This is a genomic window from Nocardioides sp. GCM10028917, from assembly GCF_042666175.1.
In the GTDB taxonomy this organism is placed as follows: domain Bacteria; phylum Actinomycetota; class Actinomycetes; order Propionibacteriales; family Nocardioidaceae; genus Nocardioides.
The window spans coordinates 40,538-66,000 of sequence record NZ_JBHTFL010000007.1 but is presented as its reverse complement, the minus strand read 5'-3'; the positions used below and the strand labels follow the sequence as shown (position 1 = coordinate 66,000).

At 71.0% G+C, this 25,463-nt stretch carries 26 protein-coding genes; 13 read left to right on the top strand and 13 right to left on the bottom strand.

Annotated elements, in window-relative coordinates; genetic code table 11:
* Positions 1-20: 20 nt before the first annotated feature.
* Entirely contained in the window at positions 21-506 is a 486-nt protein-coding gene (locus tag ACFQW6_RS09695; RefSeq protein ID WP_378543842.1) for a MarR family winged helix-turn-helix transcriptional regulator, read from the bottom strand.
* 210 nt (positions 507-716) lie between these two features.
* Here ACFQW6_RS09695 and ACFQW6_RS09690 point away from each other — a divergent pair, with 210 nt between their 5' ends.
* The 3 genes from ACFQW6_RS09690 to ACFQW6_RS09680 are packed head-to-tail and all read left to right on the top strand — an operon-like array spanning position 717 to position 2,419.
* Complete coding sequence (locus ACFQW6_RS09690; RefSeq protein WP_378543839.1) at positions 717-1,520, top strand: trans-aconitate 2-methyltransferase; 804 nt, start codon at positions 717-719, stop codon at positions 1,518-1,520.
* Complete coding sequence (locus ACFQW6_RS09685) at positions 1,517-1,894, top strand: VOC family protein (RefSeq protein WP_378543837.1); 378 nt, start codon at positions 1,517-1,519, stop codon at positions 1,892-1,894. Before ACFQW6_RS09690 ends, ACFQW6_RS09685 begins: the two co-directional genes overlap by 4 nt.
* A 48-nt stretch (positions 1,895-1,942) precedes the next feature.
* Positions 1,943-2,419 (top strand): hotdog fold domain-containing protein, encoded by a 477-nt coding sequence (locus ACFQW6_RS09680; RefSeq protein WP_378543834.1) that lies wholly within the window; start codon positions 1,943-1,945, stop codon positions 2,417-2,419.
* Between the two features lie 61 nt (positions 2,420-2,480).
* Here the strand turns inward: ACFQW6_RS09680 and ACFQW6_RS09675 are convergent, their stop codons facing one another.
* From ACFQW6_RS09675 to ACFQW6_RS09650, 6 genes are all read right to left on the bottom strand, one after another.
* Positions 2,481-3,344, bottom strand: coding sequence for an amino acid ABC transporter permease (locus ACFQW6_RS09675; protein WP_378543831.1), 864 nt, complete (start codon positions 3,342-3,344; stop codon positions 2,481-2,483).
* Positions 3,341-4,030 carry an amino acid ABC transporter permease gene (locus ACFQW6_RS09670; protein ID WP_378543828.1) on the bottom strand — a complete coding sequence of 230 codons (690 nt, stop codon included), beginning with the start codon at positions 4,028-4,030 and terminating at the stop codon, positions 3,341-3,343. The genes ACFQW6_RS09675 and ACFQW6_RS09670 overlap by 4 nt, the downstream gene beginning before the upstream one ends.
* Positions 4,031-4,134: 104 nt before the next feature.
* A complete protein-coding gene (locus ACFQW6_RS09665) occupies positions 4,135-5,025 on the bottom strand; it encodes a glutamate ABC transporter substrate-binding protein (RefSeq protein WP_378543825.1) in 891 nt (296 codons plus the stop codon).
* 51 nt (positions 5,026-5,076) lie between these two features.
* Positions 5,077-5,853 (bottom strand): amino acid ABC transporter ATP-binding protein, encoded by a 777-nt coding sequence (locus ACFQW6_RS09660; RefSeq protein WP_378543822.1) that lies wholly within the window; start codon positions 5,851-5,853, stop codon positions 5,077-5,079.
* A 59-nt stretch (positions 5,854-5,912) separates the two neighbouring features.
* Complete coding sequence (locus tag ACFQW6_RS09655; protein ID WP_378543819.1) at positions 5,913-6,410, bottom strand: 2'-5' RNA ligase family protein; 498 nt, start codon at positions 6,408-6,410, stop codon at positions 5,913-5,915.
* A gap of 37 nt (positions 6,411-6,447) precedes the next feature.
* A complete protein-coding gene (locus ACFQW6_RS09650; protein WP_378543816.1) occupies positions 6,448-7,575 on the bottom strand; it encodes a family 16 glycosylhydrolase in 1,128 nt (375 codons plus the stop codon).
* Positions 7,576-7,858: 283 nt separating this feature from the next.
* On the opposite strand from ACFQW6_RS09650, the gene miaB reads away from it, so the two are divergent.
* Positions 7,859-9,364 carry a tRNA (N6-isopentenyl adenosine(37)-C2)-methylthiotransferase MiaB gene (gene miaB / locus ACFQW6_RS09645; RefSeq protein ID WP_378543813.1) on the top strand — a complete coding sequence of 502 codons (1,506 nt, stop codon included), beginning with the start codon at positions 7,859-7,861 and terminating at the stop codon, positions 9,362-9,364.
* A 122-nt stretch (positions 9,365-9,486) separates the two neighbouring features.
* Here miaB and ACFQW6_RS09640 read toward each other — a convergent pair whose 3' ends face one another.
* From ACFQW6_RS09640 to ACFQW6_RS09625, 4 genes are all read right to left on the bottom strand, one after another.
* The gene (locus ACFQW6_RS09640; protein WP_378543810.1) at positions 9,487-10,449 is read right to left on the bottom strand and encodes a type IV toxin-antitoxin system AbiEi family antitoxin domain-containing protein; all 963 of its coding nucleotides are present in this window, start codon (positions 10,447-10,449) and stop codon (positions 9,487-9,489) included.
* 180 nt (positions 10,450-10,629) lie between these two features.
* Positions 10,630-10,932 carry a hypothetical protein gene (locus ACFQW6_RS09635; protein WP_378543807.1) on the bottom strand — a complete coding sequence of 101 codons (303 nt, stop codon included), beginning with the start codon at positions 10,930-10,932 and terminating at the stop codon, positions 10,630-10,632.
* The gene (locus tag ACFQW6_RS09630; protein ID WP_378543804.1) at positions 10,929-11,456 is read right to left on the bottom strand and encodes an NUDIX domain-containing protein; all 528 of its coding nucleotides are present in this window, start codon (positions 11,454-11,456) and stop codon (positions 10,929-10,931) included. The genes ACFQW6_RS09635 and ACFQW6_RS09630 overlap by 4 nt, the downstream gene beginning before the upstream one ends.
* Before the next feature lie 20 nt (positions 11,457-11,476).
* The gene (locus ACFQW6_RS09625; protein WP_378543801.1) at positions 11,477-11,695 is read right to left on the bottom strand and encodes an antitoxin; all 219 of its coding nucleotides are present in this window, start codon (positions 11,693-11,695) and stop codon (positions 11,477-11,479) included.
* An 86-nt stretch (positions 11,696-11,781) separates the two neighbouring features.
* Between ACFQW6_RS09625 and miaA the strand changes: the two genes are divergently transcribed.
* Entirely contained in the window at positions 11,782-12,696 is a 915-nt protein-coding gene (gene miaA, locus ACFQW6_RS09620; RefSeq protein WP_378543798.1) for a tRNA (adenosine(37)-N6)-dimethylallyltransferase MiaA, read from the top strand.
* A 1-nt stretch (position 12,697) separates the two neighbouring features.
* Here miaA and ACFQW6_RS09615 read toward each other — a convergent pair whose 3' ends face one another.
* Complete coding sequence (locus tag ACFQW6_RS09615) at positions 12,698-13,327, bottom strand: NAD(P)H-dependent oxidoreductase (RefSeq protein WP_378543795.1); 630 nt, start codon at positions 13,325-13,327, stop codon at positions 12,698-12,700.
* Between the two features lie 66 nt (positions 13,328-13,393).
* Here ACFQW6_RS09615 and ACFQW6_RS09610 point away from each other — a divergent pair, with 66 nt between their 5' ends.
* The 7 genes from ACFQW6_RS09610 (at position 13,394) to hflX (ending at position 20,662) form a co-directional block, all read left to right on the top strand.
* Positions 13,394-13,969 (top strand): TetR/AcrR family transcriptional regulator, encoded by a 576-nt coding sequence (locus ACFQW6_RS09610; protein WP_378543792.1) that lies wholly within the window; start codon positions 13,394-13,396, stop codon positions 13,967-13,969.
* A 62-nt stretch (positions 13,970-14,031) separates the two neighbouring features.
* A complete protein-coding gene (locus ACFQW6_RS09605) occupies positions 14,032-14,550 on the top strand; it encodes a dihydrofolate reductase family protein (RefSeq protein WP_378543788.1) in 519 nt (172 codons plus the stop codon).
* 78 nt (positions 14,551-14,628) lie between these two features.
* On the top strand, positions 14,629-16,500 hold the full coding sequence (gene ggt / locus ACFQW6_RS09600; protein WP_378543785.1) for a gamma-glutamyltransferase: 1,872 nt from the start codon (positions 14,629-14,631) through the stop codon (positions 16,498-16,500).
* Between the two features lie 28 nt (positions 16,501-16,528).
* The gene (gene dapF, locus ACFQW6_RS09595; RefSeq protein WP_378543782.1) at positions 16,529-17,314 is read left to right on the top strand and encodes a diaminopimelate epimerase; all 786 of its coding nucleotides are present in this window, start codon (positions 16,529-16,531) and stop codon (positions 17,312-17,314) included.
* A gap of 121 nt (positions 17,315-17,435) precedes the next feature.
* The gene (locus ACFQW6_RS09590; RefSeq protein ID WP_378543779.1) at positions 17,436-18,212 is read left to right on the top strand and encodes an SDR family oxidoreductase; all 777 of its coding nucleotides are present in this window, start codon (positions 17,436-17,438) and stop codon (positions 18,210-18,212) included.
* A gap of 134 nt (positions 18,213-18,346) precedes the next feature.
* A complete protein-coding gene (locus tag ACFQW6_RS09585; RefSeq protein ID WP_378543776.1) occupies positions 18,347-19,054 on the top strand; it encodes an NYN domain-containing protein in 708 nt (235 codons plus the stop codon).
* Between the two features lie 75 nt (positions 19,055-19,129).
* On the top strand, positions 19,130-20,662 hold the full coding sequence (gene hflX, locus ACFQW6_RS09580; protein WP_378543773.1) for a GTPase HflX: 1,533 nt from the start codon (positions 19,130-19,132) through the stop codon (positions 20,660-20,662).
* Positions 20,663-20,778: 116 nt separating this feature from the next.
* On the opposite strand, the gene ACFQW6_RS09575 is transcribed toward hflX, so the two are convergent.
* Complete coding sequence (locus ACFQW6_RS09575; RefSeq protein WP_378543770.1) at positions 20,779-22,920, bottom strand: M14 family zinc carboxypeptidase; 2,142 nt, start codon at positions 22,918-22,920, stop codon at positions 20,779-20,781.
* A gap of 210 nt (positions 22,921-23,130) precedes the next feature.
* Here ACFQW6_RS09575 and secD point away from each other — a divergent pair, with 210 nt between their 5' ends.
* Positions 23,131-25,416 carry a protein translocase subunit SecD gene (secD, locus tag ACFQW6_RS09570; protein ID WP_378543767.1) on the top strand — a complete coding sequence of 762 codons (2,286 nt, stop codon included), beginning with the start codon at positions 23,131-23,133 and terminating at the stop codon, positions 25,414-25,416.
* Positions 25,417-25,463 lie beyond the last annotated feature (47 nt).

Here is a 25,463-nt window from a genome sequence, read left to right as displayed (position 1 = left end):
GCCAGAATCCCCCTACAGGTTCAGCTGAAGGGCGCGAGCAGCGAGCGCAGCAGGCCGGCGAGCTGGGTGCGGTCGCGGTCGGAGAGGTCGGCGAGCAGGTCGGCCTCCGCCGCCAGGAGCGCCTCGAAAGCGCCGTCGACGGTGGCCTTGCCGTCGGCGGTCAGCCGCACCAGCACGCCGCGGCGGTCGCGCGGGTCGGGGAGCCGCTCGACGAGGCCGCGCGCGGTCAGCCGGTCGACCCGGTTGGTCATCGTGCCGCTGGTCACGAGCGTCTCGCGGAGCAGCCGGCCGGGGGAGAGCTCGTACGGCTGTCCGGCTCGGCGCAGCGCGGCAAGGACGTCGAACTCCCACGACTCGATGCCGTGCGCGGTGAAGGCGACGCGCCGGGCGAGGTCGAGGTGACGGGCCAGGCGGCTGATGCGGGAGAACACGGCGACGGGCGCGAGGTCCAGGTCACCGCGCTCGCGGCCCCACGCCTCGACCAGGTCGTCCACCTCGTCACGCATGACGACATCGTGCCAGATCGGTCGAGAATCTTGACATCGAGACTGTTTCGGACAAAGGTGGAAGTATCTCGACGTCAAGACATCTGCGCCCGCCATCTCGATATCTGGGGACGTTCTGGTAGGTGGATGGACCGATTGACCTACCAGGACGTCCTCAGATATCTGGTGGGGAGACGTGAGGGCCGCGACCGAACACCTGTGGAGGACACCATGAGCCACACCTGGGACCCCGACCGCTACCTCGCGTACGCCGACGAGCGCGGCAGGCCGTTCGTCGACCTGCTCGCGCGGGTGCCCGCCGAGAACCCGCGCGTCGTCGTCGACCTCGGCTGCGGCCCCGGCAACCTCACCGCCCTGCTGGCCGACCGCTGGCGCGGCGCCGAGGTGACGGGGGTCGACAGCAGCCCCGAGATGATCGAGGCCGCCCGCGCCCTCGACGGCGTCCGCTGGGAGGTCGGCGACCTGCGCGAGTGGGCGCGTCCCGACCCGCTGGCCCTGCGGGAGCCGATCGACGTGCTCGTCTCGAACGCCACCCTCCAGTGGGTCCCGGAGCACCTCGAGCTCCTGCCGGGCCTCGTCGACCGGCTGCAGCCCGGTGGCTGGCTCGCCTTCCAGGTGCCCGGCAACTTCGACGAGCCAAGCCACACCACCCGCACCGACCTCGCCGCGCGTGAGCCGTACGCCGAGCACGTGCGCGGCGCCCGGGTCCCGACGAGCCACGACCCGGTGGACTACGCCCGGGTCCTGCTCGACCTCGGCTGCGAGGTGGACGCGTGGGAGACGACGTACCTCCACGTCCTCACCGGTGAGGACCCCGTCTTCGACTGGGTCTCGGGGACCGGGGCCCGCCCGACGCTGCAGGCGCTGCCCGACGACCTGCGCCCGCTGTTCGAGGACGAGTTCAAGTCGCTGCTGCGCGAGGCCTACCCGCCCGACGCCGCCGGCCGAGTGGTCCTGCCGTTCCGACGCATCTTCGTGGTGGCGCGAAAGCCGCAGGGCGTGCCGGTCCCGTGAGGCTCCACCACGTGCAGGTCGCCTGCCCGCGCGGAGGCGAGGACGAGGCCCGTCGCTTCTACGGCGAGGCGCTCGGCATGACCGAGGTCGACAAGCCCGCCGACCTGGTGGCCCGCGGCGGGTGCTGGTTTCGGGCCTACGACGACGCGGGCGCCGTGGCGGCCGAGCTGCACGTCGGCGTCGAGGACCCGTTCGCGCCGGCGCGCAAGGCGCACCCGGCCTTCGTCGTCGACGACCTGGGCGCGGTGGCCGGTCGGCTGCGCTCCCTCGGCTTCGAGGTCGACGAGAGCCAGCGGGACTCGTTCCCCGGCCACGTCCGCCTCCACGCCTTCGACGGCCACGGCAACCGGGTCGAGGTGCTGCAGCCGGCCTGACGGTCCGCAATGGGCAACCGCGAAGTTACCCGCTGGTAGCATCGCGGCATGGCTACCGTCCTGGATCTCTGGAAGAAGACCTCCGCGCTCCCGCTGGGCAACCGGATCTTCTCGATCGCCTTCAGCCAGAAGGCGCCCTACTTCGCCTCCATCCGGCCGAGGTTCACCGTGATCGAGCCGGACCACGTCGAGCTGGTGATCCCCAAGCGCCGCGGGGTGCACAACCACATCGGGACGGTGCACGCCATCGCCCTGTGCAACGGCCTCGAGGCCGCCATGGGAGCGCTGGCCGAGTCCACGATCCCGCGCGACCGGCGCTGGATCCCGAAGGGCATGGAGGTGGCCTACACCGCGAAGGCCACGACCGACATCACGTGCATCGCCGAGACCGACCCCGGCCAGTGGACCGCGGAGGTGGGGGAGGGCTACGACCTGCCGGTGCGCGTGCGGGGCGTACGCACCGACGGCACCGTGGTCGTCGAGGGCGAGATCCGGCTCTGGTTGACCGAGAAGACCGGAGCGTAGCGACGGACTTCGACGTCTTGAGTGGGCCCGAGCCTGCGAGGGCGCATCCGTTCGCGAGGCGCTAGAGGACGGGGGTGTTGCCGCTCGCGTGCGCCTCGCCGACCATCGGAACGTCGAGCACCTTCTTCTCCCCGACCAGGCGCTTCTGCACGAGCGTCGCGACCCAGGTCAGGACCAGGTTGACCGCCACGTAGATGCCGGTGATGACGATGGCCGTCGGCACCTGGTTGGAGAACTCGAGGTAGATGGGCTTGCCCACCGCCGTCAGGCCGGGGGCGAGGATGTAGTAGCCGAGGCTGGTGTCCTTCAGGGCGACGACCATCTGGCTGATGATGGCCGGCAGCATGATCTTGACCGCCTGCGGCAGCAGCACCGTGGTCATCACCTGCGCCTTGCGCATGCCGATGGCGTACGCCGCCTCTGCCTGGCCGCGCGGCACGGCGTTGATGCCGGCGCGGAAGACCTCAGCCAGGACCGCGCCGTTGTAGAGCGTCAGCGCGATGACCACGCACCAGAACGAGCTCAGCGGCCCGTCGCCGATGGCCAGCATGTAGAAGGCGAAGACCATCAGCAGCAGCACCGGCACCGCGCGGAAGAACTCCACGACGAGCCACGCCGGGCGGCGTACCCACTCGTGGTCCGAGAGCTTGGCAACGCCGAAGGCCAGGCCGAAGACGACGGCGAAGACGATGGAGAAGAAGGCCATCTGGAGGGTCTTGAGGAGACCGTCGACCAGGATGTACTCGATGTACTCGGGGGTGAGGAACGGCTCCCAGAGCGCGTACTCGAGCTGCCCGGCGTCGTACATCGTCCAGACGGCGAAGCCGACCAGCCCCGCGAGCGCGACGAGGCTCGCGACCGTGTAGATCCGGTGCCGGGCGATCGTCCGGGGACCGGGCGCGTCGAAGAGGACGGATGCGCTCATCGGGCCACCTTGACCTTTCGCTCGACGAGGTAGGACGACAGCGAGACCAGCTCGACCAGGATGATGTAGCCGACCGCGAACGCGAGGAAGATCCCGATGCGCTGGTCGGCGTTGTTGTTGGTCAGCGCCCGCATCGTCGCAGTGGCCTCGGCCATGCCGAAGGCGGCAGCGACGGAGGTGTTCTTGAGGAGCGCGATCAGGACGCTGGTCATCGGGGGGATGACGGCGCGCGTGGCCTGGGGGAGGACGATCTCGCGCATCGACTGACCGAAGGTCAGCCCAATGGCGCGGCCGGCCTCGGCCTGCCCGAGGGGTACGGCGTTGACGCCGGACCGCAGGGCCTCGCACACGAAGGCCGAGGTGTAGAGGGTGAGCGCAACGCAGGAGCGGAAGAAGAAGGCGGAGACGTTGTAGCCCGCGATCTCGACGTCCTCGACGAACTTGAAGTTGTAGCCGAGCACCGGCATCGCGATCGCCATGAAGACGAAGATCATCAGCAGCGGCGTGTTGCGGAACAGCGTGACGTAGAGCGCCGCCGCCTTGTTGAGGATGCTCACCGGGCCCACCCGGAGGACGGCCAGGATCGTGCCGAACACCAGCGCGCCGATGCCGGAGACGACGAACAGCCCGATCGTCAGGCCGAACGCCTTGAGGTACTCGTCGAAGTTCGAGATCACCGCTTCCATCGTCGGCGGGCTCCTCTCTGCGGGACGCCGGCGGGCCTCGCGGCCCGCCGGCGTCCGATCAGTGGTGGTTCAGGTGGTGATTCAGGTGGTGAGGTGGTGCGGCGTCAGGCGGCCGGGCACTCGTCCATGGCCGGCGGCTCGGGCGTCTCGACGCCCGACTGGCCCAGGGTGGCCTCGAAGGCCTCGCCCCACGTGCCGTCCTCCTGGGCGTCGGTGAGCGTGTCGACGATCCACTGGCACATCTCGGGCTTGTCCAGGCTGTAGCCCACGCCGTAGCGCTCCTCGGAGAAGGGCTCCACGACGACCTTGAGCTCGTCGGGGTTCTCCGCGGCGTAGCCGAGGAGGATCGCGCCGTCGGTGGTCATCGCGTCCACGGTGCCGCTGAGGACCTGGTCGACGCACTCGGAGTACGTGTCGAAGCCGCGCGGCTTGGCGCCCTCGGCCTTGATGTTCTCCAGCGACGTGGAGCCGGTCACGGAGCAGACCTCGGTGCCCTTGACGTCGTCGAGGGACTCGATGTCGCTGTCGGACTTCACCAGCAGCTGCTGGCCGGTGACGTAGTACGGGCCGGCCTGGCCGACGATCTGACGTCGCTCGTCGGTGATGGAGTACGAGGCGATGACGAGGTCGACCTCGCCCTCCTGGAGGAAGGGCTCGCGGTTGTCGGAGATGGTCTCCTTCCAGGTGATGTCCTCCGGGGCGATGCCGAGGGAACCGGCGAGGATCTTGCCGATCTCGGGGTCGAACCCGACGGGCATGTCGTCGGTGGCGCCCTTGAAGCCGATACCGGGCTGGTCGTACTTCACGCCGATGGTGATCTCGCCCGAGTCGGCGAACTCCTTCATCGCCGTCCCGTCGTCGAACTCGTCGCCGGCGTTCTCCTGGACCTCGACGTCGGTGGTCTCTCCGCCGTCGTCGCCTGCGTCGCCGCAGGCAGCGAGCGAGAGGGCAAGCCCGACCGTCGCGATGACGGCCTTGGTACGGATGAATCGCATCTGCTTCTCCCTATGTCTGTGGTGCGGGAACTCGTGGTCGGACTCGATGCCTCAGTGCTTGAGGATCTTGCCGAGGAAGTCCTTGGCGCGGTCCGAGCGGGGGTGGGTGAAGAACTCCTCCGGGGTGTTCTCCTCGATGATCGCGCCGTCGGCCATGAACACGACGCGGTCGGCGGCCGTCCGGGCGAAGCCCATCTCGTGGGTGACGACGACCATCGTCATGCCCTGCTGGGCGAGGTCGACCATCACGTCGAGGACCTCCTTGATCATCTCCGGGTCGAGCGCGGAGGTCGGCTCGTCGAAGAGCATGACCTTGGGCTCCATGGCCAGCGCACGGGCGATGGCCACGCGCTGCTGCTGGCCGCCGGAGAGCTGGGCGGGGTACTTCTCGGCCTGGTGGCCGACGCCCACGCGGTCGAGGAGCTCGCGCGCCTTCTTCTCGGCCTCGGCCTTGCCCATGCCGCGGACCTTGATCGGGCCGAGGGTGACGTTCTCGAGGATCGTCTTGTGGGCGAACAGGTTGAAGCTCTGGAAGACCATGCCGACCTCGGCGCGCAGCGCAGCGAGCGCCTTGCCCTCCTGCGGGAGGTCCTTGCCGTCGAGGGTGATCGTGCCCTCGTCGATCGTCTCGAGCCGGTTGATGGTGCGGCACAGCGTGGACTTGCCCGAGCCGGACGGCCCGATCACGACCACGACCTCGCCGCGCTTGACGGTGAGCTCGATGTCCTTGAGTGCGTGGAGCTGTCCGAAGTGCTTCTGGACGCCGCCCAGCACGACGAGGGGCTCGCCCCGGCCGGCGCTGACGGTGCCCGTTCCCTGCGCGGTCATAGGCGCAACCTATCGGCAGGTGGACCGGAAGGGCCATCACACATGGCCCGTTCGGTCCATCACAGAGTGGTGACGATTCCCGCGCCGGGATCCCAGCGTCGCAGCGACGTGAGCGTCAGCACCGCGTCCTCGTGCCCCAACGCCGCCACCGCGCGGCCCACGTCGGCTCGATCCATCCGCCGGGCCAGCGTGACGTGCGGCAGCCAGCCCAGGTGCTGCACGTCGAGCACCTGCGAGCGCAGCTCCAGCACCGCGCACACCAGCTCGTCCGGCACGTCGAGCACGCGCACCACGGAGACGCGACGACCGCCGAGGAGCGCGATCCCCGACGCCCGCACCTGCACCGGCAGCAGCTTCGTCGCGAGCTCGGCCGCCCGCTGCTCGTCGTCCGCGCCGAGCGCCGGTGCGGCCAGCACGGTGACGTGCGGGCTGTTGGTGGTCCCGCGGTGGTCGAGCTGCGAGGGCAGGCCGGCATCGCGCAGCGCCTGCCAGTCACGGCGTACGACATCGCAGCCGGCGTCGTCGGGCAGCAGCTCGAGCGCGTGCATGCGGGGCATGTCGCGAGCCTAGGTGGCTGCCGGCGCCGCGTCCGACCTAGCGCGAGGCCCCGTCATAGACCTGGACCCAGTCCACCTCGGCGGTGTCGTCGAGGTCGCCCGCACCGAGGTCGCCGAGCTCGTAGTCCGCGGCCAGCATCGACAGCACGAGGTACCCCGGCACGTGGGACACCGCCTGGCTCTCGCGGTAGTACTCGCGACCGTCGACGCGGAAGACGTACTCCTCCGGGGTCCACTCGACCGAGAACACGTGGAACTCCTGCCACCACTCCCGGTCGTCGCCCAGGGCGCGCCGGGCGTCGGGGAACTTCCCGCCGAGGCTCAGGGACGACCAGCCCGGTCCGTGCCAGGTGACGAACGAGCCGATGGTCTCCGCGCCGCGGCCCGTGTCGCCCCAGAACTCCATCACGTCGATCTCGGCCCCCCTGGCGGGGTCGTCGTCGTAGAACCGGCTGTCCTGGGGGAGCATCCAGAACGCCGAGTGCATGCCGTCCGCGCGCTGCGGCTTGATCCGGGCGGCGACGATGCCGTACTGGGTGAGGTACGTGTGCTCGGTGGCGACCTGGGTCGTGAGCAGGTACTGGCTGCGGCCGGCGCTCCCCCTCCAGTCGTAGTCGCAGGGCTGGCCCGCACGCGCGGGGTCTGGTGCCACGCCCAGGTGGAGGACCCCGCCGCCGACCGATCGCGCACCCGGGTCGACGAGAGCGCACGTGCGCGGCGCGAGGACCGCCTCGGGCTCGCGCTCCTGGTCGTTCCACACCGACGTGTCGAGCCGGCTGCCGGAGAAGGTGTCCTCGAAGTCCGGTGCCCATCGGCGCGCCCGCACGGGCCGCGACGACCAGGTGAGCCCGCCGGCCACGGTGCGTACGCGGTAGATGCCCCGGCGGACGGCGAGCGTCGCGGTGCCGGCGCTGTCCTGGACCGCGCGGCCGACCACGCGCCAGCCGCCTCCGCGCACCGACCGCTCGAACACGACGTCGCTGCCCGGCGACGTAGGAGCGAACTGCGCGACCAGGGCCGAGCCGCGGACCGGGTCCGCGGGCTCCGTGCCGGGCTGCGCGATGGGCGGCAGCACGTCGACGGTGACGCGTACGTCGTGGCGCCGGCGCTGGTCGGCCGAGGCGGGTGGGCTGGTCACGAGCAGCTGGAGGGACCCTGCGATCAACAGCACGGTAACAACGCCGCAGGCGGACCCGGCCCAGTGACGATTGCGCCGCGTGGGCAGCGATGTGGAAACGGACGACGACTGCATGGGACCTCCCGAGACGGTGGCGGCAGAGGGCGAGCGTGGTCTCGTTGTTACCCAGTTGTGGATGATCCACCAGTGTGGCCCTGCCCGCGGTGGCCCGCCAGTCACCGGCCGGTATCACCCCGGCCGGACGCGGAGTGGACTAGCGCGGCCTCGCGATTCCCGGGCCTCCGCCGCCCGCCGTACCCTTGACCTCGAGATGAGCACCGTCGCAGAGACCCCCGCACGCACCTACGAGGTCAAGACCCACGGGTGCCAGATGAACGTCCACGACTCCGAGCGGCTCAGCGGCCTGCTGGAGGACGCGGGCTACGTCCGTGCCGGGTCGGACGAGCAGGCCGACGTCGTCGTCTTCAACACCTGCGCAGTGCGGGAGAACGCCGACAACAAGCTCTACGGGAACCTGTCGCACCTGGCCCCGATCAAGGCCGCCAACCCGGGGATGCAGATCGCCGTCGGTGGCTGCCTCGCGCAGAAGGACCGCTCGACGATCACCACCAGGGCCCCCTACGTCGACGTCGTCTTCGGCACCCACAACATCGGCTCGCTGCCGGTGCTGCTCGAGCGGGCCCGGGTCGCCGAGGAGGCGCAGGTCGAGATCCTCGAGTCGCTGTCGGTCTTTCCCTCGACGCTGCCCACCAAGCGCGAGTCGGCGTACGCCGCCTGGGTGTCCATCTCGGTCGGGTGCAACAACACCTGCACGTTCTGCATCGTGCCGTCGCTGCGCGGCAAGGAGAAGGACCGCAGGCCCGGCGAGATCCTCGCCGAGGTCGAGGCGCTCGTCGCCGAGGGCGTCACCGAGATCACCCTGCTGGGGCAGAACGTCAACGCCTACGGCGTCGAGTTCGGCGACCGCCAGGCCTTCTCCAAGCTGTTGCGCGCGTGCGGTTCGATCGAGGGGCTGGAGCGGGTGCGGTTCACCTCCCCGCACCCGGCCGAGTTCACCGACGACGTCATCGAGGCGATGGCCGAGACGCCCAACGTGATGCCGTCGCTCCACATGCCGCTGCAGTCGGGGTCGGACGCGGTCCTGCGGGCGATGCGCCGCTCGTACCGCCAGTCGAAGTACCTCGGGATCATCGAGCGGGTGCGGGCCGCGATTCCTGACGCCGCGATCACCACCGACATCATCGTGGGCTTCCCCGGCGAGACCGAGGACGACTTCCAGGACACCCTCGACGTCGCGCGGGCAGCCCGCTTCTCCAGCGCCTTCACCTTCCAGTACTCCAAGCGTCCCGGCACCCCGGCGGCCGTCCTCGAGGACCAGGTCCCGCCTGAGGTCGTCAAGGACCGCTACCTGCGCCTCGTCGAGGTCCTCGACGAGATCTCGTGGGCAGAGAACAAGGCGCTCGTCGGCCGCACCGTCGAGCTGATGGTCGCCGAGGGCGAGGGCCGCAAGGACGCGGCCACGCACCGCCTCTCCGGTCGCGCCCGCGACAACCGGCTGGTGCACTTCGCCACCGACTTCTCCCGCGTCGACGCCGACTCCGTGCGCCCGGGGGACATGGTGACCGTGGACATCACGTACGCCGCCCCGCACCACCTCGTCGCCGACGGTGCCATCCGGTCGCTCCGCCGCACGCGCGCCGGCGACGCCTGGGAGCGGCGTACGTCCGCCCCGCCGGCCGCGTCCTCCGTTGGCCTCGGCATGCCCTCGGTCGGCGTGCCCGCACCCCTTCCGCCCGTGGCCAACGCCTGCGGCTGACGTCTGCGGTCTCGGCGCTGGGTGCGGCCTCCGGTCGACGCGATCCCCGGATATCCGGGGATCGCCCCGACAACGCGGTGACGGTGGTGCGCCAGACGCACCATGATCACCGCACTGACCGGTTAGCCCGTCAGGCGCCAGCGGTCGGGGCACCTCGGACAGGCGGTGACCTCGCCGGCCCACCCCCGCAGGTTGAGCAGTCGTCCGACGCGTACGGCGGTGTCGCACGGTCGGCCGTAGACCTGCCCCCAGCCGAGCCGGACGGTGGACAGGCCCGAGGTAGCCGCGTCGAGGTCGCGGTCGAGGTCGGCATCCCGTTGTGCAGCGCTGTCGTGGTACTGCCGTCCGTCCAGCTCGACGACCTGGTCGTACGGCACGTAGACGACGTCGCGCAGGACCGGGCCGTGCGTGGAGTCACGCAGCTGTCGGCGCCCGGTCGGTAGCCCGTGCGGCTCCTCGACCCGGGTCAGGTATCCGTGCTCGAGGACCGAGCATGTCCCGTTCTGTACGTCCGTGAGGACGCCGTGGAGGAAGTCGCGCCGCGGGATCCTCGCGCGCCGATCGAGCGCCTTCCGGACCCGGGCGGGGACGGTGCGCCGGGCTTGCACGGCGTCGGCCAGCACGGCGACAGCCGCGAGGTCGTCACGGGCGTGGGCCGCGACATCGAGCAGTGCCTCCTCGACACGGATCCGGGGCGGGGTCGAGTTCCACTGGACCTTCGCCTCGAAGCCGGCGACCCGGTGCAGGACGTACCCCGATGGCATGCGCACGGCTCGATCCCTGTCCACCGCGACGTGGATGACCGTCTCGTCCCGCCCCTGTCGGCCGGGTCCGTCGGCCGCCCGGAGGGCGCTGTCGTGCGACAGGGCCGCCGGCCACGCGACCTGGACGCCGACCCAGGCCCGTTGCAGCCAGGTCAGTCGCCCGGTGTGGTCGACGAAGACCCCGTCGTGGACGCGGGTGAGGTCCCGTCGTCGAAGCATGCGCTGCAGGTCGTGCGGCGCGACGCCGACCTCGCCGAGCTGGCGCCGGGAAACCACACCGGACTGCAACGCCAGCAGGTCGACGTACCCGGAAGTGTCCATGCGTCATGGTCCGCCGGCCCGGGCGGCCACCGCCACCGCCGAGCGCCACCCTGTGGACAGCGAGAGTGCGGTGATCGTGATGCACGTGCCGCACCGCCATCGCCGCACTGGTGTCGAAGTCCCCGCACGAGCGGGGAAACCGACAAACTGCGGCGACCGGAGGACGTCGCGACGACCTGGTCAGGCGGGAGGCTCGGGCGAGCCGTCCTCGGCCTCCTGGCCGGCGGTCTGGCTGTAGTCGGAGGCGCGCTGGGTGTCGGACTCCTTGTCCTCCGCCTCGCCGTCGGGCGCCTGGGACTTCTCGTCCGGCTCGGCGATCTCGTCGGGCAGGACGTCGTCGACGGCGGGGTTGTCGTTGGGGTTCAGGTCGCGCGCGAGGCCGTTGTCGGCGGGGTCCTCCTCCAGCGCGTCGACACCGCCGGGCACCAGTTGCGGCTCCTCGGTGTACGGCTCGGGCATCGGGCTCAGCTCTTCGTTCGTCATCGATTCCCTCCCTTGGTCTCGGTCGATCCTGTCGCGGCCGTCGCGCTCGGGCCACCCCCGCTCGGGGGAGCGTCCCACCCGAAGGTGAGGTAGCCGACCCCGGAGAAGAGGTGCGCGAGGGCGTGCGCCTCGTGCGGCACCATCGGTTCGGGGAGGGCGTCCAGCGCGAACCACCCCAGCGACGCCGCCTTCTCGGGCTCGACGATCCGTGGCTCGCCGGTCCACGAGCGCGAGGTGAAGAACCAGTCGACCCGCTCCTCGACGGCCGGACCGAACTGGCTGCGCTGCATCGTGAGCACGAAGTCGAGGTCGAGGTCGGTGATGCCGAGCTCCTCGAGGGCCTCACGACGCGCGGCGTCGTACGCCGTCTCGCCGGGCTCGACGTGCCCGGCGGCTGCGGCCGCCCAGTGGCCGGCCATGTAGGGGACCGGCCCCCGTTGCTGGAGGAGCACCTCCGTGCCGCCGGACCCGTCGCGCAGCAGGTAGACGTAGGACGCCGGGACGAGGGCGAAGCGGTCGGTCACGCGGCCACCGTAGGGGTCGGTCAGCGGGCGGTGCCGGGCGGGATGTCGTCGTTCCTGCCGTCGAGGGAGTCGAGGGCGTCGCGCGCCTTGCCGGTGGCCTGGTCGATCTTGTCGGCGTGCTTGCCGCCGGTCTTCTCGTTGACGACGCTGCCGGCCTTGTCGATGCCCTGCGCGATCTTGTCGCCGTGCTGGTCGACGGCGTCGGTGACGGCGGCCTTCGCCTTGTCCAGGAAACTCATGGGTCCTCCTCGGGACATCTCCGGCCCACCCTGGCGGATGAGGACACCGGCGCTGCCGAGACTAGCCACGCTGCGACAATCGGGGCATGCCTCGTCCGGTCGTCGCCCTCGTCGGTGCCACGGCGTCGGGCAAGACGGGCCTGAGCCTCGACCTCGCCGAGCGGCTCGGGGGAGAGGTCGTCAACACCGACGCGATGCAGGTCTACCGCGGGATGGACGTCGGCACGGCCAAGCTGCCGGAGTCCGAGCGCCGCGGGATCCCCCACCACCTGCTCGACCTCCACGAGGTCACCGCCCCGGCGACCGTCGCGCTCTTCCAGGGCTGGGCGCGCGCCGCGATTGCCGACATCCGCGATCGCGACGCCACGCCCGTGCTGGTCGGCGGCTCGGCGCTCTACACCCGCGCGATCGTCGACCGCTTCGAGTTCCCGGGCACCGACGACTCGCTGCGCCGCGAGCTCGAGGTCGAGCTCGAGCGGCTCGGCAGCCACGCGCTGCACCAGCGGCTGGCGGGGGTCGACCCCGAGGCGGCCGCGCAGATCCTGCCCGACAACGGGCGCCGCGTCGTCCGCGCGCTGGAGGTCGTCGCGCTCACCGGGAGGCCGTACAGCGCGAGCCTCCCGCGGCTCGAGTACGTCGACCCGCTGACCGTGCAGGTCGGTGTCGACATCGACCGGCCGACGCTCGACGCGCGGATCGCCCGCCGGGTCGAGGAGATGTTCGCGGGCGGGTTCGTCGAGGAGGTCGAGGCGCTGCTCGCCCGCGGCCTCGCCGACGCGCGCACCGCTTCGCGTGCCATCGGCTACCGGGAGGTGATGGGCTACCTCGCCGGCGACCGCACCCTCGCCGAGGCGATCGAGCAGACGACCGTGGCCACGCGCCGCTTCGCGCGCCGCCAGGACTCGTGGTTCCGCAAGGACCCGCGCATCGTGTGGGTCGCGCACGACGACCCCGACCGCGTGGAGAAGGCGGTCGGGGCGGTCGAGCGGCTCGGCGGCTGACTCAGGCCGCTGCCGGCTCCGGTCGTACGACGTCGGGGTGGCCCGGTCGGCCGGGGATGCCCGGGCGGGCAGCGTCGCCGGCCCCGAGGTCGGCCGCCTCCCGGACCCAGGTGGCGAGCTGCTCCTCCGTACGGCCGCGGACGTCGGCGTACCGCGTCACCCTGGTGGGCTTGATGCCGCAGAACTCCATCGTGCGGCCGCGGACCTGCTTGACGGTGCTGTCGCCGACGAGCGGGAGGTACCACCGCGGCGAGTCGGAGGTGACCGCGAGCCGCCCGGTGCGTCCGGCGAGGAGACCCTCGGGCATGCCGTTGTCCTGGTAGCGGAAGGCCCAGCCGCGCTCGAGCGTGCGGTCGAAGAAGCCCTTGAGGAGGGCGGGCACCGAGCCCCACCAGAGCGGGGTGAAGACGGCGACGTGGTCGGCCCACTCGAGCAGGGCCTGGGCCCGGGCGAGGTCGGGCTCGAGCACCTGCGGGGTGCGGTAGCCGGTGCGGAGGCTCAGGTCGAAGTCGAGGTCGCGCAGCACGAGCGACGTGGCGGACGCGCCGGCCCCGGCGGCGTACGACGTGGCGAGGTGCGCGGTGAGCGAGGTGGGGTCGGGGTGGCCGTCGATGACGAGGATGTTGCCCATGGCGGGCTCCAATCTGGACAGTGACAAGAATCTGGACAACGTCCACATTGGGGTAGGATGTTGCTCATGTCAAGATCTGCGAGCGGCTATCACCACGGCAATCTCCAGGCCGCGCTCGAGGACGCCGCGCTCGACCTGCTCGAGACCACGTCCGCGGCGAAGATCAGCCTGCGCGAGGTCGCGCGCCGGGCCGGCGTCAGCCACAACGCGCCCTACCACCACTTCGGCGACCGGGCCGCGCTGCTCAGCGCGCTCGGCGTACGCGGCATGGCGGCGCTGCTGGCCGCGCAGGAGGAGGCGGTCGCCGCGGCCGAGGGAACGGTCGAGAAGGTGCGCGCGCTCGGGCTGGCCTACGTCAGCTACGCCGCCGCCCACCCCCAGGCCTTCGCCCTCGTCTTCGACCCCGACTACTGCGCCGCCGGCGCGCCCAGCGCAGAGATGGCTCCGTTGATCACCCGCAACGAAGAGCTGCTCGGGTCCCTGGTCGGCGAGCTGGTGCAGGAGCCCGGCTACGAGGGCCGCGACCCGATGGCCCTCTCGGCCGCGCTGTGGTCGACGGTGCACGGGATGGCCCAGCTGATCACCCTCGGCCACCTCCCGGTCGAGGCGGCGCAGCCCGCGCTCGACGCGCTCGTCCGGTAGGGGCGTCCGGGCGAGCGCGGCGTGTCGAGCGCGGTGTCGGTGGGTGGTGCCATGGTGGTCCGATGGCGACGATCTACTACACCGGCTGCACGCTCGACGGCTTCATCGCGACCGACGACCACTCGCTCGACTGGCTCACCTCGCGCGACATCGACCAGCAGGGCCCGATGGGCTACCCCGCGTTCCGCGAGCGGCTCGGTGCCTGCGTGATGGGCGCCAGCACGTGGCAGTGGATCCTCGACCACGACGACGACCCGTGGGGCCCGCTGCCGACGTGGGTGCTGACCCACCGCAGCTTCCCGGAGGCGCCGCCGAGCGTGCGGTTCGACCGCGACGACGTCCAACGCATCCACGCCGAGATGACCGACGCCGCCGACGGCAAGGACCTGTGGGTGATCGGCGGCGGCGAGCTGGTCGGACAGTTCCACGACGCGGGCCTGCTCGACGAGGTGTGGATCCAGTACGCCCCGGTGACCGTCGGCAGCGGCGCTCCCGTGCTGCCGCGCCACGTCGAGCTGCGCCTCGAGGAGGTCGCCCGCAACCGTGACTTCATGTGCGGGCGCTACTCGGTCGTCCGCTGACCGACGCACCCCCGGGGGTGTTGGACAACCCGCAGGGCCGGGGGCAGGGTGGGACCACCGACTCTCGGGAGGACCCCCATGCCCCACCTCGCCCGCCGCGTCACCGCCGGCGTCTCGGCCGCCAGCGGACTGGCCGTCGCCGCAGCCCTCGTCGCCACCCCCGTGCCCGCCCAGCCGGCAGCGCAGGCTGTGCCAGCCGCGCCGTCGACCACCTCTGACCGCCCGACCGTCAAGGACCCGACCGCGGTCGGCAAGGGCGGCGCGATCAGCACGGTCGACCCCGAGGCGAGCGCGGCCGGGCTCAAGGTGCTGAAGGCAGGCGGCAACGCCGTCGACGCCGCGGTGGCGGCAGCGGCGACGCTCGGCGTCACCGAGCCCTACAGCGCGGGCATCGGCGGTGGCGGCTACTTCGTCTTCTACAACGCCAAGTCCGGCAAGGTACGCACCCTCGACGGCCGCGAGACCGCGCCGATGAAGATGCCGCAGGACGCCTTCATCGACCCCGCGACGGGCAAGCCCTACACCTTCACGCCCGACCTGGTCACGAGCGGTGCGAGCGTGGGCACGCCCGGCACCCTCGCCACCTGGGACAAGGCGCTCGGCAACTGGGGCACGCTCTCGCTCGCAGACGCCCTTGCGCCGGCCACCAAGGTCGCGCGTCGCGGGTTCAAGGTCGACGAGACGTTCCGCCAGCAGACCCTCGACAACGAGGTCCGCTTCGCGGCGTTCAAGGACTCCAAGAAGCTCTTCCTGCCCAAGGGCGACGCACCGAAGGTCGGCTCGATCTTCCGCAACCCCGCCCTCGCCGACACCTACGACATGATCGCCCAGCGCGGCACGAAGGCGTTCTACCGCGGCAAGCTCGCGCGGCTGATGTCGGAGGTGGTGCGCAAGCCGCGCACGACCAAGAACTCCGACCTCCCCGTGCCGGCCGGCTGGCTCACCGCCCGCGACCTGCGCGACTACAAGGTCCGCTCGCAGCGCGCCGCAAGGACGACGTACCGCGGTCACGACGTCTACGGCATGGCGCCGTCGTCGTCGGGCGGCACGACCGTCGGGGAGGCGCTCAACATCCTCGAGCGCTACGACCTCTCGGCGATGACGCCCGAGCAGGCGCTCCACCACTACCTCGAGGCCAGCGCCCTGGCCTACGCCGACCGCGGCAAGTACCTCGGCGACCCGGCCTTCGTCGACGTCCCGACCAAGCGGCTCCTCGACGACCGGTTCGCCGCCGAGCGGGCCTGCTTGCTCAACCCGGCGAAGGCGGCGACCAAGCCGGTCCCGGCCGGGGACGTGTCGTCGTACGACGGCGTGTGCGCCGCCGCGCCGTCGGCGAAGGGCACGACCGACGCCGACACCGAGAACATCTCGACCACCAACCTCACCGTCGCCGACCAGTGGGGCAACGTCGTCGAGTACACCCTCACCATCGAGCAGACCGGCGGCTCGGGCATGGTCGTCCCGGGTCACGGGTTCCTGCTCAACAACGAGCTCACCGACTTCTCGACGGTGTACGCCGCCACCGACCCCAACCGCATCCAGCCGGGCAAGCGGCCGCGCAGCTCGATGTCGCCGACGATCGTGCTCAAGGACGGCAAGCCGTTCCTGGCGCTCGGCTCGCCCGGCGGCTCGACGATCATCACCACCGTGCTGCAGATGCTGGTCAACCGCATCGACCTCGGCATGACGATCGAGGAGGCCATCGCGGCGCCGCGCGCCACCCAGCGCAACAGCGCCAACGTGACCGCCGAGCCCGAGTTCATCGCCACCTACGGACCGGCGCTGACCGCCCTCGGCCACACCCTGGTCCCGGCGGGCGACGCGTTCACCAGCGCCGCCGAGATCGGTGCGGCGACGGCGATCGAGCTCGGTCCGCGCAAGCGGATGACCGCGGTGGCCGAGCCCAGCCGTCGCGGCAAGGGCTCGGCGAAGGTGGTCGACGCCCGGTAGCGGCTCGTCGGGGTGCGACACTCTCCGCGTGAGCTACCCCTTCCTCAAGGGCCACGGCACGGAGAACGACTTCGTCGTGCTGCCTGACGCCGACGGCACCGTCCACGGCGACCTGTCCGCGGAGCGGGTGCGGGCGCTGTGCGACCGGCGCTCCGGCATCGGCGGGGACGGAGTGCTGCGGGCGGTCCGTGAAGCCGACGGGTGGTTCATGGACTACCGCAACGCCGACGGGTCGGTGAGCGAGATGTGCGGCAACGGCATCCGCGTCTTCGCGCGCTACCTCCACGAGCGCGAGGGCGAGGACTTCCCGATGCGCATCCTCACGCGCGCCGGCGTGAAGGTCCTCGACCGGGCCGGCGACGAGTACACCGCCGACATGGGTCGCCCCGAGGTGCTCGGCGAGACGGAGGTGTCGGTGATGGGACGGTCGTGGCCCGCGCTCCACGTCTCGATGGGCAACCCGCACGCCGTGGCGTACGTCGACAACCTGGCCGAGCCGGGCCCGCTGCTCGAACCGCCGGAGCACGACGACGCGATCTACCCCGAGGGCGTCAACGTCGAGTTCGTGGTGCGCCGCGGGGATCGCCACGTCGCGATGCGCGTCCACGAGCGCGGGTCGGGGGAGACCCGCTCGTGCGGCACCGGCGCGTGCGCGGTGGCGGTCGCCACGGCGCTGGCCGACGACGCGCCCCGCGGCACGACGTACCGCGTGGACGTCCCTGGCGGGACGCTGCACGTGGTGTGGACAGAGGACGACCGGGTGCTAATGACCGGCCCCGCCGTGCTCGTCGCCGAGGGCGTCACCGACCTGTAAGGCGAGCAGCGTCGCCCGAGGGACGAGGGCGACGGGTGGGCTCGACCAGGTCGAGTGGCCGCGCGGCTGAGGCACGAGGCCGCGACCGACTGTATCGAGACCGGGTTTTAAGATCCGCTCCATGGACATCACCGGATCCACCGCCATCGTCACCGGCGGCGCGAGCGGCATCGGTGCCGCCGTCGCCCGCGCCCTCGCTGCGAAGGGTGCGGTGGTCATCGTCGCCGACCTCAACGCCGAGAAGGGCGAGGCGCTGGCCGCCGAGATCGGCGGGGTCTTCGCCTCCGTCGACGTGACGAGGACCGACCAGGTCGCCGCCGCCGTCGAGGCAGCCGCCGAGATCGCCCCGCTGCGTGCGTGCGTGAACTCGGCCGGCATCGGCTGGGCGCAGCGCACCATCGGCCGCGACGGGCTGCTGGAGCAGGCCCACGACCTCGACGCCTTCCGCAAGGTCGTCGAGATCAACCTCATCGGCACCTTCGACATGACGCGCCAAGCCGCGACCGTGATGAGCCGCAACGAGCCCGACGCCGACGGCCAGCGTGGGGCGATCGTCAACCTCGCCTCAGTCGCCGCCTTCGACGGCCAGATCGGCCAGGCGTCCTACTCCGCCTCCAAGGGCGGCGTCGTCGGCATGACCCTGCCCGTGGCGCGTGACCTGTCCGCGGCCGGCATCCGGCTCAACACCGTGGCGCCCGGCCTGATCGACACCCCGATCTACGACGCGTTCCCCAACCCCGACGAGTTCAAGGCCAACCTCGGCCAGAACGTCCTCTTCCCCAAGCGCCTCGGTCACGCCGAGGAGCTCGCCAGCATGGTGGTCGAGTGCCTGACCAACTCCTACATGAACGGCGAGACGATCCGCGTCGACGGCGGCATCCGGATGCCACCCAAGTAGCGAGCCCGGGCCGCAACCCCGACCAGCCACTGGTCCAGACCGACGTCCGCGATTCGGGCGAACCGGCCACGGACCGCCCGAAAGGGTGGAGGGTGCTGCAGGGAAGCATGCGTCACAGCCTGTGGGGGGCGAAGATGACCAACGTGGTGGAGCCGCGCACGGCGGCTGACAGCGACGACAACGAGCTGGCGTCGCTCGTACGACGGTGGATGGGCGTACGCCGCGGCGGCGCACAGCGCGCCGAGCCGGTGCCGCCTGTCGCGACCGAGGCCAGCGGCACGACCACCCACGCCGAGCCGCCGGTCGTTGTCGTCCCCGCCGCACCGAGCGGCCCCGCCGCCGTTCGCGCCCTTCCGCGCCGACCCGCAGGAGCCGAGCCGGACCACGCGCGGCGCCTCGCCGTGCTGATCGACGCCCGACGCATCTCCGCGGATGCGGCCGCCGGGCTGCTCGAGCACCTGCCCGCACGCGGCTCGGTCACGGTGTGCCGCGCCTACGCCGACTGGACGTCCTCCGACCTCGGGTCGTGGGTCGAGCACCTGCGCCGGCAGGGGCTGCACTCCTTCCACCAGCTCGCCGAGGACGACGAGCAGGCGCGCGTGGCGCTGGCCATCGACGCCGTCGACATCGCCCGGGAGGCCGCCGTCGACGAGGTGGTCCTGGCCGGCGACATGACCTCGATGCTCCCGCTGCTGCACCGCCTGCACGCAGCCGGCGTACGCGTCGTGGTGGTCGGTCCCGGCCACACGCCGCACGACGTACGGGCGGCGTGCGACGAGTTCGTGGACGAGGGCTCGCTCGTCGGAGAGACCGCGGTCACGGCCGGGCGGCACCGCGCCTGAGCCGGGCCCGTGTCTGTCAGCCCTGCGCGAAACCGTTCGCGCAGGTGAGCCCGGGCGACCTACCCTTGACGGCATATGACGAACGCACCTGACTTCAACCTCCGCGACGCCCTCGACGCCACCCGTGCCTGGGACGACGACACGATCGAGCTCGACGACGAGCTGCTCATGGACGCCCCCTTCGACGAGCTCGGCGAGTCCGGCTACGCCGACGGCGACTACGACGACGCCGACCCCGAGGAGCTCACGGTCGGCGCCCAGGAGCTGGCCGAGCGGCACGCCCTGCGACGCGTCGCGAGCCTGCGCACCGAGCTCGAGGACATCACCGAGGTCGAGTACCGCCAGCTCCGCCTGGAGAAGGTCGTCCTCGTCGGCGTGTGGACCGGTGGCACCGTGACCGACGCCGAGAACTCGATGGCCGAGCTCGCGCTCCTCGCCGAGACCGCCGGCTCCGAGGTGCTGGAGGCCGTCTTCCAGCGGCGCCAGTCGCCCGACCCGGCGACCTTCATCGGTCGCGGCAAGGTCGAGGCGATCCGCGAGATCGTCCAGGCGACCGGCGCCGACACGGTGATCTGCGACGGCGAGCTGGCGCCGAGCCAGCTGCGCAACCTCGAGGACAAGATCAAGGTCAAGGTCGTCGACCGCACGGCCCTGATCCTCGACATCTTCGCCCAGCACGCGAAGTCCAAGGAGGGCCAGGCGCAGGTCGAGCTGGCCCAGCTGCAGTACATGAAGCAGCGCCTGCGCGGTTGGGGTGGGAACCTCTCCCGCCAGGCTGGTGGCCGCGCCGCCGGCGGTGAGGGCATCGGTGGCCGCGGTCCAGGTGAGACCAAGATCGAGACCGACCGCCGGCGCATCAACACCAAGATCGCCAAGCTCCGCCGCGAGCTCAAGGAGATGCGCGGCACCCGCGAGGTCAAGCGCCAGTCGCGCCGCCGCAACCACATCCCCAGCGTCGCGATCGCCGGCTACACCAACGCCGGCAAGTCCTCGCTGCTCAACCGGCTCACCGACGCGGGAGTCCTGGTGGAGGACGCGCTCTTCGCGACCCTCGACCCCACCACGCGTCGTACGACGACCAGTGACGGCCGCGTCTACACGATGTCCGACACCGTCGGCTTCGTCCGCCACCTGCCGCACGACCTGGTCGAGGCGTTCCGCTCGACGCTGGAGGAGGTCGCCGACGCCGACCTGCTGCTCCACGTCGTCGACGGGTCGCACCCCGACCCGGAGGGCCAGATCGCAGCAGTGCGCGAGGTGCTCGCCGAGATCGGCGCGACCAAGGTCCCCGAGATCATCGTGATCAACAAGGCCGACGCCGCCGACCCGCTGGTGATCGGCCGGCTCAGGTCGCGCGAGCCGCACAGCGTGGTGGTGAGCGCCAGGACCGGCGACGGGATCGAGGACGCGCTGCGGACCATCGAGTCCGAGCTGCCCCGCCCGCAGGTGGAGTTCGACGTGCTGCTGCCCTACGAGCGCGGCGACCTGGTCAACCGGATCCACCAGGAGGCCGAGATCGGCTCCATGGAGCACACCGGCGACGGCACCCTCGTGGTCGGTCGCGCCAACGCCGACCTGGCCGGCGAGCTCGAGGCGTACGCCCGCTGACACTGCGCGTCAGCGATCCCCGGCTGACCGGGGATCGCTGACGTTGTCAGGCCGTGCACGGGCCGACAAGCTCAGGGATCCCCGGCTGACCGGGGATCCCTGAGACGGGTCGATGCTCAGTCCTTGACCCTCTTGCAGGCGTTGCCGACGTCGATCGTCTCGCCGCGGTCGACGACCACCTGGCGGGTGGCCAGCACGTTGCCGCGCTTGTCTGTGCAGCTCAGCAGCCAGGCCTCCTTGGTGCCGGTCGGGCTGGGCGGGTTCGGGTTCCTGAAGGTCACCGTGCCGGACCAGTCGTACGTCGCCGAGCCGCCGGCGTAGTTGTCGGCCACGAGGGTGTACGTCCCCGGCTGCGGGTCGGGGATCGTGATCAGCTCCGGGTTGGCGAGCGTGGCGCCCGACCCGACGGCCGCACCGTCGGGCCCGTACAGCGTGAAGTCCCAGTCCTCCGCCTCCGGGTCGGCGGTGGCCGGCCAGCCGAGGGACACCTCCATCCAACCGTTGTCGACGGTCGGCAGACCCTGCACCGTGAAGGTGGTGGACTCGGTGCCCCCGACCGGCGGCACGCCGGCGGGGTTCGTCAGGGTGATCGGTCCCTGCGGCGGCGCCAGGGCCTCACGACCGGATCGTCCCATCACGAGCGGACGGGTCGAGGGGTTGACGTCGAAGTCGAACCGGCCTCCCTCCGACATGTAGTCGGTGCGCAGGTTGTCGGTGTAGAGGAGCGGGTCACCCGTCGTGCCGTCAAGCTGGATGACCGGCGAGGTCTCCGAGGTCACGGTCTTCGAGACGCTGATCGTGTGCTTGGCCGGTGCCGTGCCGCTGATGACTGAGTGCAGGTCCCGGTCGGCGGCCGCCTGGGTCGCGAGCCAGTACGCCTCCCGGTTGCCGCCGAGCCCGGCGCCGTCGGCGGGTGCCAGGCCGAGGTACTCACCGACCACCGCCTCCTCGTAGGCCGGGTGGAAGCCCTCGTCACCGATCTCGAAGGTGTAGCCGAAGCCGCCGGTGATCCAGTAGCTCCAGTCCTCGGTCGAGCCAGACGTGTCGTAGAGCTGGTAGGACGCCTGGCTGACGTAGTCGTTCTTCGACGCCATCGCGTCGCCGAGGGCCTTCAGCTCCGGCTCGTCGATCGCCAGTCCCGTGGACGCGATGGCCGGGGGACGCAGGACGAGGTTGCTGTAGGTGTGGTTGGAGATCATCATCGTGACCGCGCGCTCGGAGATGAGCTTGCGGACCGCGTCGCTCTCGGGCTCGCTGCCCGGGCCGTCGCCGCGGAAGGTGTCGTTGGACCAGACGGGGCTGGCGCCGCCGCCGCCCCAGAAGCCGGGGTAGTTGCGGTTGAGGTCGGTGCCGCGGAGGCGTCCGGCGGGGTTGTTGTCGCACGACCCGGTCGTGTACTGGGCCGGGGTGGAGGCCGAGATCCGGCAGTTCTTGCGCTTCATCTCGTAGTCGAAGAGCGAGAAGTCACCAATGGGTGCGGCGGTCCGGGAGACCTTGAAGCCGTCGACGTTGACGACCGGCACCAGGATGACCCGGGAGCGCGACAGGAGGTCACGCGCCCGCGCGTCGCCGTCCCGGTAGGACTGGAGCAGGTCGAAGGCGAACTCCATGGTGTGCTCGGCGCTGGGCCACTCGCGGGCGTGGTGAGCACCCATGAGCAGGAAGGTCGGCTTGCCGTCCTTGACGTTGTCGGCGTCGACGCTGACCTCGATGCCGCGGATGTCCTCACCGAGGACGGTCTTGTTGGGCAACGTCAGCGGGCGGGTGAGGGACGGGTAGTCCTGCGCCAGCGTGTCCATGTCGCTGAGGTAGTCGGCATAGGTGCGGTAGGACGTGCGGCCGCTGGGCAGCCCCGACGCGGCCACCGAGGCGGCGTACACCTTGTCGGCCTTGCGGTTCTTCTTGGTGAGCGCCTCGAGGTCCTTGACGGTGACTCGCCAGGTGAAGCCCGCGTCGCGCAGGGTCTGGGCGTCCTGGGCGTCGTGCAGGACCACCTCGATGCCGCGCTGGTCGGCGTGCTCGGTGACGTCGAGGCCGAGGGCGATGACCTCGTTGCGGTCGTCGACCGTCGGTGCCTTGACCATGACGATCTGGGTCGCGTCGCTGGCAGCGGTGCGCGCCAGCTCGCGTGGTGCGTCGTCGCGCCCGGCGCTGCCCGTGGCGCCCGCCGCGGTGGCGGCGAGTCCTGCGGCGACGAGGGCGGTGACAGTGGCCAGCCTGGTGGCGCCGGCGCGTGGAAGTGGAATGCGTGGTGACATGTGTGCTCCCGGAGTGTTGTCCCGCGAGGGGGGATCGCGAGTGTGATCCACACAACACCGCGGGCTGCCGCCCTGTCGATACCCACGACGGCGTACAGTCGCCCGCGTTTTGTGTCACGGGACGACCCGGAACCTTCCTCCGGGTCCGCCCGTTGACCCGTCCGGGCCCGGATTCGGGCGTTCGAAGTCTTGTCAGGGAGGATGTCGCGCATGTCACGTGGTGTCTGGGTCCGCTTCATCCTCGTCGTCGGCCTCCTGGTCGGATGCGTGGCGCTCGCCGTCAACGTCAAGCCCAACCTGGGCCTCGACCTCCGCGGCGGCGCGCAGTTCATCTTCGAGGCCGAGGGCACCGAGCAGGTCCCCGCCAACGCGGAGAACGTCGACAAGACCCTCGAGGTGCTCCGCGGTCGCGTCGACGCCCTCGGTGTCGCCGAGTCGACGCTGGCCCGGCAGGGTGAGAACCGCATCCTCGTCGAGCTGCCCGGCGTCACCAACGACGACGAGGCCCAGGAGGCCGAGGAGCGCATCGGCAGCACCGCCAAGCTGACCATCCACGAGGTGATCGGCACCGCCGAGCCGGACGCCAAGCCCGCCAAGAAGGACAACCAGGTCCTGCCGTCCGACCAGGGCGACACCATCGAGGTGGGGCCCACTGTCATCCAGGGCGAGGAGATCAGCGGCGCGAGCGCCGTGCAGCGCGACCAGAGCGTCGAGTGGGTCGTGGCGATCGACTTCAACGGCAAGGGCGGCAGCACCTGGGCCGACATCACCGGCAAGGCAGCCTGCAACCCGTCGGGCGACCCCAAGCGCCGCATCGCGATCGTCCTCGACGGCGAGGTCATCTCCTCGCCCGAGGTCAACACCGACGTCGGCTGCGACGTCGGCATCCGCGGCGGCTCCACCGACATCACCGGCAACTTCACCTCGACCGAGGCCAAGGACCTCGCCGCGCTCATCGAGGGCGGCGCGCTGCCGCTCGAGCTGACGGCGATCTCCGACCGCCTCGTCGGCCCCTCGCTCGGTGCCGCGGCCATCGACGCGTCCATCGAGGCCGGCATCATCGGCATCGCCCTCACCGGCCTGTTCATCATCTTCGTCTACCGCCTCGTCGGCTTCGCCGCGACGCTCGCGCTGGCGTCGTACGCCCTGCTCGCCTACGCCATGCTCGTCGGGCTCGGCTCGACGCTGACCCTGCCCGGACTCGCGGGGTTCGTGCTCGCGATCGGCATGGCGATCGACGCAAACGTCCTCGTCTTCGAGAGAGCCAGGGAGGAGTACGTCGCCTACCCCTCGGCGGGGCTGAGGCGCGCCCTGGCCGTCGGCTTCAACAAGGCGTGGAGCGCGATCATCGACTCCAACGTCACCACCCTGCTTGCCGCCGGCCTGCTGTTCTTCCTCGGGTCCGGCCCGATCAAGGGCTTCGGTGTCACGCTGTCCATCGGTGTCATCGCCTCGATGATCTCGGCGCTGATCGTCGCCCGCGTCCTGTGCGACCTCGCCGTGTCGAGCAAGCCGGTCGAGCACCGTCCCGCGATCAGCGGCCTCAGCCACCACGGCCAGGTGCGCCTCTGGCTGGACCGCAAGGACCCGCAGCTGATGAAGCGCCGGAGGACGTGGCTCGGCATCTCCGCCGCAGCGCTCGTGGTCGCCATCGCGGGCATCGTCACCCAGGGCCTCCAGCTCGGCGTCGAGTTCACCGGCGGTCGCCAGCTCGACTACTCGGTCAGCGACGAGATCTCGGTCGACCAGGCGCGCCAGGCCGTCGCCGACGCCGGCTTCCCGGAGGCCGTCGTGCAGACCGCCGACACTGCCGACTTCACCGTCCGCACAGGCGAGATCTCCAACACCGAGGAGCAGCGGATCGAGGACGAGCTGTCCGCGGTCGGTGGCACCGTCGAGAAGATCGACGACCAGACCATCGGTGCCTCGCTCGGTGACCAGCTGCGCAACAACGCGCTCATCGCCTTCGGTGTCGCCTTCCTGGCCCAGCTGCTCTACCTCGCCATCCGGTTCAAGTGGACCTTCGGTGTCGCCGCGGTGCTGGCGATGCTGCACGACGTGATCCTCGTGGTGGGCCTGTTCGCGTGGCTGCAGAAGCCGATCGACGGCATCTTCCTGGCGGCGGCGATGACGATCGTGGGTCTGTCGGTCAACGACACCGTCGTCGTCTTCGACCGCATCCGCGAACGCTGGTGGGGCTCCAAGCCCGAGGAGGACTTCACCGACGTCTCCAACCGCGCGGCCGTCGAGACCATCCCCCGCACGGTCAACACCGGCCTCGGCTCGATGTTCATCCTGGCCGCGCTCGTCTTCCTCGGCGGCGACTCGCTGCAGGACTTCGCGATCGCGCTGCTCGTCGGCCTCGTGGTGGGCACCTTCTCCTCGGTCGTGGTCGCCACCCCGCTCCTCACCTACTTCCACGAGAAGTGGCCGATGAGCCGGGTGAAGAAGGAGAAGGTCGAGCGGACGCCCGAGGACTCCGGCGCGGTCGTCTGACCGTTTCGGGCGGTCGGTCGGGTTCCGCCTTCCCTTTCGTTCTGTCG

Bases quoted from the DNA above. Each gene is read 5' to 3' on its own strand.
- hflX (WP_378543773.1), top strand. From the start codon at position 19,130: ATGACGAACGCACCTGACTTCAACCTCCGCGACGCCCTCGACGCCACC.
- ACFQW6_RS09635 (WP_378543807.1), bottom strand. From the start codon at position 10,932: ATGACGAACGAAGAGCTGAGCCCGATGCCCGAGCCGTACACCGAGGAG.
- ACFQW6_RS09690 (WP_378543839.1), top strand. From the start codon at position 717: ATGAGCCACACCTGGGACCCCGACCGCTACCTCGCGTACGCCGACGAG.
- ACFQW6_RS09655 (WP_378543819.1), bottom strand. From the start codon at position 6,410: ATGCCCCGCATGCACGCGCTCGAGCTGCTGCCCGACGACGCCGGCTGC.
- ACFQW6_RS09670 (WP_378543828.1), bottom strand. From the start codon at position 4,030: ATGGAAGCGGTGATCTCGAACTTCGACGAGTACCTCAAGGCGTTCGGC.
- ACFQW6_RS09575 (WP_378543770.1), bottom strand. From the start codon at position 22,920: ATGTCACCACGCATTCCACTTCCACGCGCCGGCGCCACCAGGCTGGCC.
- ACFQW6_RS09625 (WP_378543801.1), bottom strand. From the start codon at position 11,695: ATGAGTTTCCTGGACAAGGCGAAGGCCGCCGTCACCGACGCCGTCGAC.
- ACFQW6_RS09610 (WP_378543792.1), top strand. From the start codon at position 13,394: ATGTCAAGATCTGCGAGCGGCTATCACCACGGCAATCTCCAGGCCGCG.
- ACFQW6_RS09605 (WP_378543788.1), top strand. From the start codon at position 14,032: ATGGCGACGATCTACTACACCGGCTGCACGCTCGACGGCTTCATCGCG.
- ACFQW6_RS09590 (WP_378543779.1), top strand. From the start codon at position 17,436: ATGGACATCACCGGATCCACCGCCATCGTCACCGGCGGCGCGAGCGGC.
- ACFQW6_RS09695 (WP_378543842.1), bottom strand. From the start codon at position 506: ATGCGTGACGAGGTGGACGACCTGGTCGAGGCGTGGGGCCGCGAGCGC.
- ACFQW6_RS09665 (WP_378543825.1), bottom strand. From the start codon at position 5,025: ATGCGATTCATCCGTACCAAGGCCGTCATCGCGACGGTCGGGCTTGCC.
- miaA (WP_378543798.1), top strand. From the start codon at position 11,782: ATGCCTCGTCCGGTCGTCGCCCTCGTCGGTGCCACGGCGTCGGGCAAG.
- ACFQW6_RS09640 (WP_378543810.1), bottom strand. From the start codon at position 10,449: ATGGACACTTCCGGGTACGTCGACCTGCTGGCGTTGCAGTCCGGTGTG.
- secD (WP_378543767.1), top strand. From the start codon at position 23,131: ATGTCACGTGGTGTCTGGGTCCGCTTCATCCTCGTCGTCGGCCTCCTG.
- ACFQW6_RS09675 (WP_378543831.1), bottom strand. From the start codon at position 3,344: ATGAGCGCATCCGTCCTCTTCGACGCGCCCGGTCCCCGGACGATCGCC.
- ACFQW6_RS09585 (WP_378543776.1), top strand. From the start codon at position 18,347: ATGACCAACGTGGTGGAGCCGCGCACGGCGGCTGACAGCGACGACAAC.
- ggt (WP_378543785.1), top strand. From the start codon at position 14,629: ATGCCCCACCTCGCCCGCCGCGTCACCGCCGGCGTCTCGGCCGCCAGC.
- miaB (WP_378543813.1), top strand. From the start codon at position 7,859: ATGAGCACCGTCGCAGAGACCCCCGCACGCACCTACGAGGTCAAGACC.
- ACFQW6_RS09660 (WP_378543822.1), bottom strand. From the start codon at position 5,853: ATGACCGCGCAGGGAACGGGCACCGTCAGCGCCGGCCGGGGCGAGCCC.
- ACFQW6_RS09680 (WP_378543834.1), top strand. From the start codon at position 1,943: ATGGCTACCGTCCTGGATCTCTGGAAGAAGACCTCCGCGCTCCCGCTG.
- ACFQW6_RS09615 (WP_378543795.1), bottom strand. From the start codon at position 13,327: ATGGGCAACATCCTCGTCATCGACGGCCACCCCGACCCCACCTCGCTC.